At 66.7% G+C, this 14126-nt stretch carries 13 protein-coding genes; 6 read left to right on the top strand and 7 right to left on the bottom strand.

Annotated elements, in window-relative coordinates; translation table 11 throughout:
- Positions 1 to 595 precede the first annotated feature (595 nt).
- From RMO01_RS14435 to aguB, 5 genes are all read left to right on the top strand, one after another.
- On the top strand, positions 596 to 1987 hold the full coding sequence (locus RMO01_RS14435; protein ID WP_309629755.1) for a capsular biosynthesis protein: 1392 nt from the start codon (positions 596 to 598) through the stop codon (positions 1985 to 1987).
- A gap of 180 nt (positions 1988 to 2167) precedes the next feature.
- Positions 2168 to 2794: a peptide-methionine (S)-S-oxide reductase MsrA gene (msrA, locus tag RMO01_RS14430; protein ID WP_309629754.1), complete on the top strand. Its 627-nt coding sequence runs from the start codon at positions 2168 to 2170 to the stop codon at positions 2792 to 2794.
- Positions 2795 to 2979: 185 nt separating this feature from the next.
- Entirely contained in the window at positions 2980 to 5577 is a 2598-nt protein-coding gene (locus RMO01_RS14425) for a TonB-dependent receptor domain-containing protein (RefSeq protein WP_309629753.1), read from the top strand.
- Between the two features lie 156 nt (positions 5578 to 5733).
- Positions 5734 to 6720 (top strand): agmatine deiminase family protein, encoded by a 987-nt coding sequence (locus RMO01_RS14420; protein WP_309629752.1) that lies wholly within the window; start codon positions 5734 to 5736, stop codon positions 6718 to 6720.
- Complete coding sequence (aguB, locus tag RMO01_RS14415) at positions 6720 to 7589, top strand: N-carbamoylputrescine amidase (RefSeq protein ID WP_309629751.1); 870 nt, start codon at positions 6720 to 6722, stop codon at positions 7587 to 7589. The genes RMO01_RS14420 and aguB overlap by 1 nt, the downstream gene beginning before the upstream one ends.
- Here aguB and RMO01_RS14410 read toward each other — a convergent pair.
- From RMO01_RS14410 to RMO01_RS14395, 4 genes are read right to left on the bottom strand one after another with little or no spacing between them, the layout of a single operon-like run.
- A complete protein-coding gene (locus RMO01_RS14410) occupies positions 7556 to 8569 on the bottom strand; it encodes a right-handed parallel beta-helix repeat-containing protein (RefSeq protein ID WP_309629750.1) in 1014 nt (337 codons plus the stop codon). The genes aguB and RMO01_RS14410 overlap by 34 nt on opposite strands.
- A gap of 8 nt (positions 8570 to 8577) precedes the next feature.
- On the bottom strand, positions 8578 to 9360 hold the full coding sequence (locus RMO01_RS14405; RefSeq protein WP_309629749.1) for a phosphatase PAP2 family protein: 783 nt from the start codon (positions 9358 to 9360) through the stop codon (positions 8578 to 8580).
- Entirely contained in the window at positions 9357 to 9866 is a 510-nt protein-coding gene (locus RMO01_RS14400; RefSeq protein ID WP_309629748.1) for a hypothetical protein, read from the bottom strand. The genes RMO01_RS14405 and RMO01_RS14400 overlap by 4 nt, the downstream gene beginning before the upstream one ends.
- Positions 9867 to 9906: 40 nt before the next feature.
- A complete protein-coding gene (locus RMO01_RS14395; RefSeq protein ID WP_309629747.1) occupies positions 9907 to 10287 on the bottom strand; it encodes a ribonuclease in 381 nt (126 codons plus the stop codon).
- A 141-nt stretch (positions 10288 to 10428) separates the two neighbouring features.
- Here RMO01_RS14395 and RMO01_RS14390 point away from each other — a divergent pair, with 141 nt between their 5' ends.
- Positions 10429 to 11028, top strand: coding sequence for a PadR family transcriptional regulator (locus RMO01_RS14390; protein ID WP_309629746.1), 600 nt, complete (start codon positions 10429 to 10431; stop codon positions 11026 to 11028).
- Positions 11029 to 11124: 96 nt separating this feature from the next.
- Here RMO01_RS14390 and RMO01_RS14385 read toward each other — a convergent pair whose 3' ends face one another.
- The 3 genes from RMO01_RS14385 to RMO01_RS14375 form a co-directional block, all read right to left on the bottom strand.
- Entirely contained in the window at positions 11125 to 12177 is a 1053-nt protein-coding gene (locus RMO01_RS14385; protein ID WP_309629745.1) for a 1,9-bis(guanidino)-5-aza-nonane synthase, read from the bottom strand.
- A 105-nt stretch (positions 12178 to 12282) separates the two neighbouring features.
- Positions 12283 to 12687, bottom strand: a complete 405-nt coding sequence (locus RMO01_RS14380; protein ID WP_309629744.1) for a TM2 domain-containing protein — start codon at positions 12685 to 12687, stop codon at positions 12283 to 12285.
- Positions 12688 to 12754: 67 nt separating this feature from the next.
- Positions 12755 to 14020 carry a type III PLP-dependent enzyme gene (locus RMO01_RS14375; RefSeq protein ID WP_309629743.1) on the bottom strand — a complete coding sequence of 422 codons (1266 nt, stop codon included), beginning with the start codon at positions 14018 to 14020 and terminating at the stop codon, positions 12755 to 12757.
- Positions 14021 to 14126 lie beyond the last annotated feature (106 nt).

The following is a 14126-nucleotide window of genomic DNA, read 5'->3' as shown; positions in this document are numbered from 1 at the left end:
CCTGGCCCGTCCGACCGCCGACGGCGTTCGCGAGCCTCTGAACCGTCGCGCCACCATCGGCATCAACTTCTAAGAACGACTGACAAGGGTCCCGTTCCCGCAAAGGAGCGGGACCCTATCAGACCGAAATAGAAGACGTCGGGGGGCGTCGGTGCGACAGGAAGGGCAACCTTCCCGAGGATGACCTTCCCGTTGATGATCCTGTGATGGGCCGCCGGTTCTTCCGTTAAGGAGACCGGCGGTTTCGCGTTTCCGGGAGGCGTTGCCCGAAAGTCTCGCTTCAAGCGCTAAGGCCCGCGCCACCGCCCTTCGAGGCCCTTCATCGGGATCGGAAGGCGTGGATTTCGTCCGATGTTGCTGGAAGATTTCGTGAAATTTCGAATACGCCACTCGCTTTTTTGGACAAGTCGGTTGATCCTCGCGACGAGGCCAGCGACAAAGGCGGCCATGTCAAAGTTCCGACCATCTCGCCCGGTCTTCGACGGAACCACGCCGCCCCTGGTCGGCGGCGGGTCCGGGCCGAGGTGCCGGACGGAGAGCAGGGACTCCGGCGTTTCATTCCGTCCCGAAGACTTCGCGTGAGCTGGTCCTGACCATGGCGGACGTTCGCATCACTCCCAGACACGCCTCGGGCGACAACCGCCATCCCGCGCCGGCGCGGGGTTCCGCGCGGGTCGTCGAGAGCGCTCAGGTCGCAGCTGTCGCGGCCGCCGTGCAAACGCCGTCCGCGCCCGGCGCCCGCATGCGCCCCGGCCAGTCTCTCGCCGGACGCCGGTTCCTGATCGTCACGGCGCCGTTCGGTCCTTTCGGTCGGACGCTGGCCGAACAGTTGACGTCCGAGGGCGCCTCGGTCGCCCGGATGCTGTTCAACGCAGGGGATGCGGCCTACTGGCGGCGTTCCGGGGCCCAGCCCTATACCGGCGACGTGCGCCGCTGGCCCGCTCGGCTGGCCAAGCTGGTGCAGGATCAGGGCCTGACGGATCTGATCGTGTTCGGCGAGGGCGGCCCCTACAATCAGGGCGTTCTGTCCCAGGCCGGGAAGCTCAAGGCCGCCACCGCGCTGGAACCTGACCGTGTCCATCCGCTTCGCATCTGGGTGCTGGAGAACGGCTATTTCCGCCCCGACTGGATCACTGTCGAGGAGAACGGCGTCAACGCCTCTTCCGGACTGCCTCGGGACCGCAAGGCCTACGATCCTCCGATCCCCGAAATGCTGCCGACGCGTCCAGTGGGCAAGATCCTGCCGCACCACGTCATCAACATCAGCCTGTACCACGCTGCCCAGCCGCTGGGTCGGCTGGTGTTCCGCCGCTACGTCTATCCGTACACCCAGTCGCCCTGGCTGCAGTTCGTGGGCCACGTCAGGCGCTATCTATCATTGACCTTCCGTTCCAAGGCGGAGAGCGACGCCCAGGTAATCCGCGCGCGGGGCCCCTTCTTCCTGGCCTGCCTGCAGCGCGAGGGTGACGCCCAGTTGCTGCGCTACTCCCACTACGCTGACAACACGGCCTTCCTGGCGGAAGTCCTGTCGTCGTTCGCCAAGAACTCGAATCCCGAAACCCGTCTGGTGATCAAGAACCACCCGCTGGACCCCGGCCTGGTCGATCTGGCGCGCATGACCCATGTGCTGGCAGTCGAGCGCGGCATAGCCGATCGCGTCGATTTCATCGACGGCGGCAACCTGGCGGCCCTTTGCCGGGCCTCGTCGGGGATGGTGGTCAACAATTCCTCGGCGGCCCTGTCGGCGCTGGGTTTCTCCACCCCGGTCAAGGTGCTGGGCGAGGCCTTTTTCGACATCGAAGGCCTGACCGATCAGCAGCCCATCGACGGTTTCTGGACTCACCCCTCTCCGCCCGAGGACGACCTGTACAAGCGGTTCAAGGCCCACGTGATCAACCGCACCCAGGTCAACGGCAACTATCACGAACCCAAGGCGCTGAAGCCGACGGCCAAGGCTCTCGCGCGCAGGTTTGCGGCTGCGCGCTGATCCTGCAGTTCGGGGCTGAGAAAACACTTCATTCCCGAACCGCCGACAACGCAGACACACCCGCCAAGACCGCTGAACGCGCAATCGCGTGTCTGAGCGACAGGCGCTTGTATCCAGATGCGATGCTCCAACGTAGCTGAGGGTAGTTGCCTGATCGGAAGGCGACGTCCGGAGGTTTCCATGTCCGTTCTGTCCCGGTTGGCCGTCATCGCCGCCATCAGCATCGCCGCCTGCTCCCAAGGCGAACCCGCTGCGAGCGCTTCGACGGTGCAGAGCGGCGCCGACAGCGGCCGGCGCGAGGTCGCCGTGTTCGCGGGCGGCTGTTTCTGGTCAACCGAAGCGAACTTCGAACACATGCCGGGCGTGGTCTCGGCGGTCTCGGGCTTCGCGGGCGGGACCGTGTCCAATCCCAGCTACGACCAGGTCGTCCGGGGCGGCACGGGCCACCTTGAGGCGGTCCAGGTCACCTATGACCCGGCGCGGATCACGTATCGCCAGCTGGTCGATCGATTCTGGCGCACCATCGATCCAACCGATCCCGACGGTCAGTTCTGCGACCAGGGCGCGCCCTACGCTACGGCGGTGTTCGCGACGGCGGCGCAGCGCCCCATAGCAGAGGCCTCACGGGCGGCGGCCGTGGCCGTCATCGGCGAGCGGCGATTCGTGACGCCGGTCCGAAATGGCGCCCGGTTCTGGCCGGCGGAAAGTTATCACCAGGATTTCGCACGCCTGAATCCGGTGCGGTACGGAGGATACACCCGGTTCTGCGGGCGCGAGGCGCGGCTGCGGGCTGTGTGGGGACGCTGAGTCTTTCGGGATTCGGAGGTGTGGCGCCGGGGTCACCCCCGGGGGCTGTCACACCAGTGTCACGCGACTGTCGTCGATGGTTCCGAGACCGACCGTAGAGGGAGCGGGATTTCGACGTTCGCGGCCCTCTCTGGCCGCATTCTGACGCGCGCCGGGCGCTGACCCGCACCATTTGGGGATACAAAATGAACTCTCGCACTCGTGCGCTCTGGGCGACCACCGCCCTGGTCAGCGGCATGCTGCTCGCCGGCGCCGCCTCGGCCCAATCGTCGGGCACGGACGCCGCTGAAGGCACCGTGGTCGACACCGTCGTCGTCACCGGCACTCGCGGCCCGCGCACCATCTCGGGCGCCGTCGTCGCCCAGACGGTCGACAAGACCCGTTCGACCATCACGCAAGAGTACATCAGCCGCCAGCAGTCCGGTCAGTCGATCATCTCGCTGCTGAACAACGTCCCGGGCCTGAACTTCACCAACAATGACCCCTACGGCAACTCGGGCGGTAACATCCGTCTGCGCGGCTTCGACGGCAACCGCGTCTCGCTGACGTTCGACGGCATCCCGCTGAACGATACCGGCAACTATGCGGTGTTCTCCAACCAGCAGGTCGATTCTGAAATCATCGACCGCGCCTCGGTCAATCAGGGCTCGACCGACGTCGACAGCCCGACCGCCTCGGCCAGCGGCGGCACCATCTCCTACGTGACCGCACGTCCGTTGGAAGAAATGGGCGCCCAGATCCGCACCTCGATCGGCAGCTTCAACTACGGGCGGGTCTTCGGTCGCTTCGACACCGGCGCCTTCGGCCCGTGGGGCACGACGGCCTTCATCACCGGTTCGTACACCAACTACGACAAGTGGAAGGGCCCGGGCGAGTTGGAGAAGAAGCAGTACAACGGCCGCGTCTTCCAGGACCTGGGCGACGGCGATTTCGCCAGCCTGGCCTTCCACTGGAACGAGAACCGCAACAACTCCTACAACACCTTCATCAACCTTTCGCAGTTCAACCTCGGCCTCAAGCCCGAGAACGACATCGCCTGCTTCCGCCCGATCCCGGGCGCAGGCACGGTGCAGAATGAATCGAACGGTTCGAGCATCATCACCTACTTCGGCGGCAATGCGACCGGAAGTTGCACGAACGATCACCGCACCCGCATCAATCCGTCCAACACGGGTAACATCCGCGGCCAGTTCAGCTACGGGCTGACCGACAACCTGCGCCTGACCATCGACCCGTCGTTCCAGTATGTCATCGCCAACGGCGGCGGCTACACCCTGACCAGCGAGCGCGACGACCGTCTGGACCAGAACACCACCAACAACGCCACCCTGACGACGGCTGCCCAGTGCGCCGCCGCCGCCATCCTGAACAGCGGCACGGACCTGAATGGCGACGGCGACAGCTGCGATAACGTCGGCCTGTATACGCCGTCGAACACCAACACCCGGCGCTATGGGGTGCTGTCCTCGCTGATCTGGGACATCAACGACGACCACCGCGTCCGCATCTCCTACACCAACGACTACGGCCGTCACCGTCAGACGGGGGAGGCGATCCGCTACAACGCCGACGGCTCCGTGCCGGAAGTGTTCGCCGGTGAGAACACCTGGGGCAACGAAGACCTGCGCGTCTTCGGCCGCGACGGTTCCTACCTGCGAAGCCGCGACCGTTTCTCGATCGCCCTGCTGAACCAGATCTCCGCCGAATGGCGCGGTCAGTTCATGGACGACGCCCTGTCGGTGACCCTGGGCGTCCGCGCTCCGTTCTTCACCCGTGACCTGAACCAGTTCTGCTTCTCGCTGAGCGGCACCTCGACGGTTCGCTGCACGACCGAAACCCCCTCGGCCACCCTGGCCAACGGCAATGTGAACTTCGCTTCGACCGGCACGGGCCAGTACATCCGTCCCTATTCCCAGACGCTGAAGTACGACGCCGTCCTGCCGAACGTGGGCGCAAGCTACCGCTTCCTGGACAACAACTCGGTCTACGCCAGCTACGCCGAAGGCATCTCGCTGCCGCGCACCGACAACCTGTACCAGCCGGTCCGCAACGCCGCCGGCGCCCTGGACTTCTCCAGCGTTCAGCCGGAGACGACCAAGTCCTACGACATCGGCTACCGCTACACGTCCTCGACCCTGATCGCCTCGATCGCGGCCTGGTCTGTGTCGTTCGAAAACCGCATCGTTACCTCGTTCGACAACGATCCGGCCTCGCCGACCTTCAACCTGTCGATCGACCGTAACCTGGGTTCGGTCGAGCAGTCCGGCGTCGACGCTCAGTTCGAGTACGCCCTGACCGACACCTTCTCGGTCGGTGGTTCGGCCTCGTACAACACCTCTGAGGTTCAGGATGACGTGCCGCTCGGCACCGGTCGCTTCCTGCCGACGACCGGCAAGTCGCTGGTCGAGACGCCGGAGTGGACCTACAGCCTGCGCGCCAACTGGGACGTGACGGAAGACTGGTCGCTGGGCCTGCAAGGCAAGTATGTCGGCGAACGCTTCACCACCGACGTCAACGACGAAAAGACCCCCGAATACACCGTCGTCGACTTCGACAGCCGTTACGACCTGACTGACACCTTCGGCATCCGCAACGCCTTCGTTCAGTTCAACGTCACGAACCTGTTTGACGAAGAATATCCGGCCTCGATCTCGTCGGGTAACAACGCGATCACCATCGACGTCGATCCGTCGGCGGCCGTGTTCAACCAGAACGGCGTGGTCCGCACCTTCTCGCTCGGCGCGCCGCGCACGATGATGCTGACCCTGGGCACGAGCTTCTAAGCTCGAACCCGATACGAAACGGGATCAGGGCGGCCCTTCGCGGGGCCGCCCTTTTCTTTTGTCCTGAACCCGCTTTCTGGCCCCGGCATTGAAGTGGGGGGAGGGGGTCGCTATCTGGCGCGGTCCCCCTGTCGTTCCAAAGGAAGTCTCCCGCCCATGGCCGTTTCGCCGATCCCCGCCGAATGGGCGCCACACCGGGCGATGTGGGTCGGTTGGCCCAGCCACGAGGAATTGTGGGTCGACAACCTCGCCGACGCCCAGGCCGAGGTGGAGGCGCTGGTCCTCGCCCTGGCGGGACCGGGCCGCGAGCAGGTCAAGCTGATGATCGGTAGCGAGGAGGCTCTGGCGGGGGCGCAGGCGCGTTTCGAGGGCGTGGCGGGAGTGACCGTGGTGCCGGGCCGGTTCGGCGACATCTGGCTCAGGGACACAGGGCCGATCTTTGGTGAGGGCTCGAAAACGGCGGCGGCCTTCCGGTTCAACGGCTGGGGCGGGCAGTTCGAGATGGAGTTCGACGACACGGTCGCGGACCAGATCGGCGAAGAGTCGGGCGTGCCGCTGAGCCGGAACGATTTTATTCTCGAGGGCGGCGCCCTGGACCATGACGGGGCGGGGACGATCCTGACCACGCGCCAGTGCCTGCTGAACCCGAACCGCAACCCCGGCTTGACCGAGGCGAAGGCGGAAGGACTGCTGGGCGAGGCCCTTGGCGCGACGCGGGTCGTCTGGCTGGGCGACGGCCTGATGAACGACCACACCGACGGCCACGTCGACAATCTGGCCCGCTTCGTTGCGCCGGGCGTCGTGGCCTGTCCGGTCGCCTTCGGAGACGATGATCCGAACGCGGAGGTTTACGACGCCTGCGCCCGCGACCTGTCCGAGGCCGGTTTCAAGGTGGTGCGGATTCCGTCGCCGGGGCGACTGGAAAACGAGGACGGCGAACCGATCCCGGCCAGCCACATGAACTTTCTGATCGCCAACGGCGCGGTCGTCGTGCCGACCTATGGCAATGAGGCGGCCGGCCGGATGGCGGGCGAGGCTCTGGCCTCCGTCTTCCCGGACCGCGAGATCATCCTGTCGCCGTCGATCAATGTCCTGACGGGCGGCGGATCCTTCCACTGCATCTCCCAGCAGGAGCCCGCCTGATGGCCCGTACCATTTCCGTCGCCGCCCTCCAGACCTCCTACGGCGAGGACATGGAGGCCAACATCGCCAAGACCGCCGACCTGGTGCGCGAGGCGGCGTCGAAGGGGGCCCAGGTGATACTGCCCTCGGAACTGTTCCAGGGCCCGTATTTCTGCGTCACGCAGGAAGAGAAATGGTTCGCCACGGCCTATCCGTGGCGCGAGCACCCGGCCGTGATCGCGATGGCTGAGGTGGCGAAGGACCTGGGAGTCGCCATCCCGGTCTCGATCTTCGAGCGCGAGGGGCCGCACTATTTCAACGCGATGGTCATGCTCGACGCGGACGGTTCGCCTCTGGGCGTCTATCGCAAGAGCCATATCCCCGACGGGCCCGGTTACCAGGAAAAATACTATTTCCGTCCGGGGGATACGGGCTTCAAGGTCTGGGACACCCGCTTCGGGCGGGTGGGCGTCGGTATTTGCTGGGACCAGTGGTACCCCGAGACGGCGCGGGCGATGATGCTGCAGGGCGCCGAGGTGCTGTTCTATCCCACCGCGATCGGGTCGGAACCGCATGACGCCGAACTCCACACCGCCGAGCCCTGGCGTCGCGCCATGCAGGGCCACGCGGTTTCCAACGTCGTACCGGTCGTGGGCGCAAACCGGATCGGGCACGAGCGTGTGACCGAGACCGGTCAGACCTTCTACGGCCATTCCTTCATCTCCGATCACCGGGGCGACCTGGTCGAAAGCTTCGGCGCGGACGAGGAGGGTGTGCTGGTGCACAGCTTCGACCTCGACTACCTCGACCGGCACCGGGCGGCCTGGGGCTTCTTCCGCGACCGGCGGACGGATCTCTACGGCGGCCTGACGGCCCCGCGTCCGGCCTGAACCGGGGACGGCAGTCCGCGGAAGCCGGTGGTGTTGTCGCTGACGATATTGCCGGTCGCGCGGTCGCGGTTATCGGCGCTCGATCCGAACGGATAGCCGGCGTCGTCGCCGCAGTAGCGGCGGCGACCCTCGCGTGAGCCGATGACGACCGGGCGAGGGGTCAGCCAGGCCGCGCCTTCAAAGCGGTTGCCGGTGATGACATTGTCCGACGGCGTCTGGTGACGGACCACGCCGTCCTCGCCGCAGTTCCGGTACAGGAAGACGCCGCCGCGCCCGTTGAGGTGGAACCGGTTGCCCTCGATGCGATTGCGGGCCGAGCCGTCGACGGCGATCTGCTCGCGGCCCGTGCGGATGTCGAAGGCGACGTTGCGGATCACGGCGCCGGCGCTCTCGGCATCCAGATAGATGGCCGTGGAGACCGACCGGCCGCGAAAGCCGCCTCCGGTCATGCGGACGCCGGTCACGCCGGGGCCGACGTAGAGGGGGATCGACCCTGTGGCGACGAAGGTGACATTGTCGAGCGTGAGACCGCTGGGAGCCGCCGCCTGAGCCGCTGCGGTATGCGCCGATGTGCGTGACGATACGCGTAACGCCTGGATGTCGTCGCGGCCGAGGCCCCAGACGCGCAGGTTGCCGTGGATCGTACAACGGGTGATGCGGACGTCACTGGGGACGCTCCAGCGCGCGCCCTCGCGGCGGGACCAGACGGCGATGGTGGGTTCGCGGGTGTTGCTGGCCAGGTCGGGCACGCCCACCGATCCGCCATTGCAGTCGAGGCCCGCGCCCGAGGCCTCAGCGCCTTCCAACACGACGCGCCGCCTGATGGAGGCTCCCGGCGGCAGGGCAGCGAAACAGGTCAGGCGGACGGCAGGGGCATCGGCGGCGACCGGAGCGGTCAGGGTCGCGACCTCGGCCGATGAGCAGGGACGGGCAACGACCGGGTCAGGCGCCAACAGGGCGATCAGGACCAGGGCGGACATCGGTCGCCCTAGGGCAGGGGCGTCGCGAGGGCGGCGCGCTCGGCGGCGCAGGCGGGGCTGGTCAGGCCGGCGGCGCGGGCGCGGCCGATCTCCTCGCGGGCGACGACGGCGTCGGCCTGGTACGCCGGCGTGGCGGCGATCTGCCGGAAGGCGGCCTTGCCCAGCTTCTCGCCCTCGGCCACGTCGGACGGGTAGTGCATGCCGCAGACCATCCGGCTGACCGCGATTTCGTGGCCGATGCGGGTCGCTTCGGCGGCGTGTTCGGGATCGAGGGCGGCGATGGCCTCGCCGTAGGCCGCGCCGACCGTGGCGCTGCCCGAAGGATAGGAGGGGCTGGCGCGTCCGGCAGGGGAGACGACCGTACAGGCCGGGCGCTCCGGATCCGCGCCGACGGGGCGGGGGCGGAAGGCGCGGGCCTTGGCCAGTTCGGCGGCCTCGTTGGCGTCATGCAGGATGCGTTCGAGGATCGACACCAGGCGGGGCGACTCCCCGGCCGTCAGGCGCAAGCCCAGGGCGCAATCGAAATGGGCGAGGGCGAAGGCGGGGCGCAGTTCGGCATGGCGGGTGGCCAGCATCCAGCGGTCCGAGTTCTCCAGCGCGCGCAGCCGGTCGGAGGCGACGGTGTCGGCCAGATCCCGGGGCGAACCGGCGACGGGCGCCGGCGGCACGGCGTCGGCCAGGGCCTGAAGGGCGGCATGATCCAGATAGCTCGCCGGCGGCGTCGCCTGGCGGGCGTGGGCCGGAACGGTCATGACGCAGGCGGCGGCGAGGATCAGGGCGGTGCGTTTCACTGTCCGCCGCTCCAGGTGAGCTGGACGGAGGTCGATCCCTCTTCGGTGGCCGAGGCGACGACCTGGAAGCTGGCTCCACTGTCGGTGCTGGCGGCGCCATAGGCGCGGGCTTCGCCCTGGTTCATGGCCATGGCGGTCGTCAGGCCGGCGGCCTCCGCGCGGGCGCGATGGAAGGCGATGACAGCGTCGGGATCCGCGTCGGTCGTGTAGGTGGCGACCCCGCCCGGGCCGGATGGTCCGGAGGCCGTGATGGCGGGGGCGTCGAGGACTGCGCCGGGATAAAGGACGGTGAACGCAGGCGCGCCGGACGCCGCGGCGGAGCCTCCGGCCGGAGCCGGCGTCGCTGGGGCGGGGGGCGGAGCAGGGGCGGCGACCGGCGGGGCTGCTTCCGCCGATGCGGCTGATTCAGGGACATCGGCGGGCGCGGGGCTCTCGGCTTTCGGGCCGCAGGCCGCAGGCAATGCGGCTGCGCACGAAAGCGCGATAACCGCCAGAATACGCTTCATTCCGTGTCGTCCCTGAGACCAGTTCTTCTCCCACCGTGGCCTATCGGTGGGGCGGCAGCAAGGCAGTCAGCCGGTCGGCGTCTGCATCCGTGGGACGCCCGCCGTCGGCGGGACCGGCGTCCGCCTCGCCAGGTCCGACGCCGGTATTGGTGATGCCGGTCGGATCGACGCCGGAGGGCGACCGGGGATCGGCGCTCGCGCGGCCCTGATCGGCCATGATGCGGTCCACGGCGGCCTGGTCGGGATCGTCGTCTGATCCCGTTGCCGCCCCGCCCTGAAGGGAGCCGGCGCGCGTGTCGGAGCCCACGCCGGATCCGGTCAGGGCCTCGCGGAGGGCATCCGTCGTGCGGCCCCGGTCGGGACGCTCGCCCATGCCGTCGGCTTCGACAGCGTCTGGTGACTCGGGTTTGGCGTCGGTCATGGATGGCTCCTGCGTTCAGTGAGGGTTGAAGGCCCGGCGCAGCACGAGGTTCCTGAGACTGCAACAAAAGATATATCGCCCACTTGCAGATCGCTTTCGAAGATATATCTTTGCACGATGACGAATAACCAAGGAGCACCCATGTTCGGACATCACAGAATGAAGCACGGCTGGCGCGAGCATCGTTGCGGGCCGGAAGGCGAGGGTCGCGGCCGAGAAGGCCGGGGCCACGGGCGGGGTCGCTTCGGCGGGCCCGGAATGTTCGGCGGACGCGGCGGCCCCGGCCGGCGCATGTTCGGCCCGGGCGACCTGAGGATCGTGGCCCTGGCCCTGATCGAGAAGGAGCCGCGCCACGGCTACGACCTGATCAAGGCGATCGAGGCGATGTTCGGCGGCGCCTATGCCCCCTCGCCGGGCGTGGTCTATCCGACCCTGTCGATGCTGGCCGACGAAGGCCTGATCGCCGGGGTCGAGGACGCCGCCGGCAAGCGCATCTTTTCGCTGACCGAGGCCGGACAGACCTGGCTGGACGAGAACCGGACCGCAGTCGACGGCGTCATGCAGCGCATGGCGCTGGCGGCGCGGCTGATCTCCGGCGAACAGACGCCGGACGTGGTCAAGGAGGCGCTGCACACGCTGCGCCAGGCCGTGATCATGAAACCCGGCGACTGGTCGGATCCGGAAACGGCGAAGGTCGTCGAGGCCTTGATGAAGGCGGTCCGCGAGATCAGCGGGCAGTAGGCTGTCAGGCAGAAAGAAGGGGCCGCGAGTTCGCTCGCGGCCCCTTTCCTGTGCGCTATCGCCCGGCTCGCGGAGTCTCGCGGCCTGCGCGCGGCCTTACTTGCCGAACAGCTTCGCCCAGCGGCGCTTGTCGCGGTTCTTCCAGGCGCCGCGGTGATAGGCGTCGGAGCCGATCAGCGGCACGACCGTGGTGGCCTCGGCGAAGACCATCTGCTCATGGGTGGTCTGGACCTTGCCCCAGGAGGCGGCCTCTTTGAGCGTCGAGGACGAGCAGGCGCCGTCGCGGACATCGGCGACCGTGATCTGGACCGCATAGCGGTGCATCTCGGCCTCGATGCCGAGGATTTCGGCGCAGACGACCGTGTCCTGGGCGAAGTTCTTGGGCACGCCCCCGCCGACCATGAACAGGCCGGTGACGCCTGCCGCGATCTTGATGTCGGTCAGTTCGCGGAAGTCGGCGACCGCATCGATCATGAGATAGGGCTTGCCGGCCGCGATCCGCTCTTTCTGGTGTTTGACCAGACCAAAGCCGGCCGAGGAGTCGACGAAGGCCGGGCAGAAGATCGGCACGCCTTCTTCATAGGCGGTCTGGATCAGGCTGCCTTCCTTCTTCGCGTTGCCTTCGGACAGCCATTTGCCCATCTCCCAGATGAACTCGCGGCTCGAATAGGCGCGCGGCTCCAGGGCGTTGCAGATTTCCAGGATCGTATGATCGCAGTTCTGGAGCTCTTCCTCGTCGATATAGGTGTCGTAGATCCGGTCGATGTAGTTGTCGCGCAGGACGTTGTCGTCCACCTCGCCGGCGGCTTGGTAGTGTTTGAAACCCAGGGCCTCGAAGAAATCCATGTCGACGATCGAGGCGCCGGTGGCGACGATCGCGTCGATCATGCCGAACTTCACCATGTCGCGGTACACGTGCATGCAGCCGCCGGCCGAGGTCGATCCGGCCAGGATCAGCCACGGCGAGCAGTCCTTGTCCTCGATGGCCATCGAGAAGATATCGGCGGCGCGGGCCGTGTCGCGCGACGAGAAACTCATCTTGCGCATGGCGTCGACGATCGGGCGGGCGTCGAAGGACGTGATGTCGATATGCTCGACGACGTTCTGGAGCAGTTCGGCCTTGGTGTTCTTTTGAACGGGTGCGTTCATTGCAAGGGTTTCCCTTTGGTTTGAGCGCCCGTCGTCAAAATCAACAGCGGCCCGGACGGAGCGACGGGCTGCTGTGTATCGTCTAGTCGGGAAACGTGACGAAGGTCAGACCGTTTCGACGGTCGTCGGTTTCATCGCATTGGCCTCGTTTGCCTGTCGAATCCAGCCCGGGATCTGCACGGCGTCGACGATCCACCAGATCGTCATCGGTATCCCAAGGTAAGGACCGAGCATCTCGGTCATGATCCAGGTCACAAACCCCGCCGCCGCCATACCGAGCGCCGATTTCCAGCGGCCGACGTAGAGACGGTGACCTCCAATCCAGCCGAGGAACAGCCACAGAACATAGCCGATCAGGATTGTGCGGCGTCCGTCCCATGGCTTGACCGAGGAATCCGAAGCCATGAACTCCGCATGAGCCATGTCATGCATCATCTGCTGATGGCTGGGACCTGGAGCGCCGTAGTCGACGCTGGGCCCCGGATCGGACGGACCGGACGAGTCGGACATCACACGCTTCCCAAGCTTTGTCTTTCGGGAAGCTGTGGCGCCGACCCGCGCCGTTCACAAGCCAATGTTACTTGCGGCTCTTCCTGCGCTGACCGGCCTTGCCCTTCGGGCGCGACAGACGAACGACCTTGCGGGCCTGCTCCTCCGCCGTGGTGCGCACGGTCGGGATGGAGCGCGGCGCGAGGCCGTAGAGCGAAGCCATCGGGGCGTCCTCCACCACGGCGACGTCGTGTTCGCCATAGCCGTTGAAGCCGGTCGACATGGCGACACCGTAGGCGCCGAGCATGCCGATCTCGATGAAGTCGCCTTCACGGATATCGGCCGGCAGCCAGAACGGACCCGGCATGTGGTCGATCGAGTCGCAGGTCGGTCCGTAGAACTGGAACGGCTTGAGATCGTCCGAGCTTTCGCCTTCCCGGACCAGCTTGGTCGGGAACGGCCAGCGCGAGTGGGTCGCGTCGAACAGCGAGCCGTAGGACCCGTCGTTCAGATACAGGGCGTCGCCCTTGCGCAGATCGACGCGGGCCAGGACCGAAGAGGATTCGGCGACCAGGGCCCGGCCGGGCTCGCACCATAGCTCGGTCGTTTCCGACACGGGCATGTCGTTGAAGCCGCGATGGATGGCGTCGGCATATTCGCTCATGTCCGGTGGGACCATGCCCGGATAGACCGAGGGGAAGCCGCCGCCGATGTCGACGATGTCCACGATCACGCCAGCGCGCGTGATCGCACGACCGACCTGGGCCATGGCGGCCTGATAGGCGGTCGGACGCATGCATTGCGAACCCACGTGGAAGCAGACCCCCATCAGCCCGTCCACGACCGCGCGACGCACGGACAGCAACAGGGCCGGGGCCTGATCGGCGGAGATGCCGAACTTGCCCGACAGGGAGTAGGCCGCGCCGTCGGCGGAGACCGCCATGCGCACGAGCAGGTTCAGGTCCGTGGCGCCACCGGTGGCGTCAAGGATCTTCTGCAACTCGTCCTCGCAGTCCAGCGAGAAGGTGCGGACGCCGTGGTCGAAGTAGGCCTTCGTGATCGCCGACCGGCTCTTGACCGGGTGCATGAAGGCGATGCGCGCGTCGGGATCGACCGAGCGCACGAGTTCGATCTCGGCGATCGAAGCCGCGTCATAGCCCTTTACGCCAGCGTCCTTCAGAGCCTCGATGACCCATCGTGAAGGGTTTGCCTTCACCGCATAGAAGACGTCAGCCTTTAGATTATCCTGGAACCAGCGCGCCGCTACGGAAACTGAACGCGGCCGCACGAGTGCGACTGGACGTTCAGGGGACCGCTCGCGGACCAGGTCCAGGGGAAATGTGTACGTGCGCAATTCACGTAAACCCCTGTAATTGTTAAACCCAGCCGGCGTTAGCAGCGCAAACGTGTAGACCTACGGGGTCCGCCGGAAGGCGCGATTTAGGGTCACGGACCTGTCA

The organism is Brevundimonas sp. (assembly GCF_031412435.1).
Classification (GTDB): Bacteria; Pseudomonadota; Alphaproteobacteria; order Caulobacterales; family Caulobacteraceae; genus Brevundimonas.
Note: the sequence above shows the minus strand (reverse complement) of the source record. Positions and strands in the feature narration are given on the sequence as shown.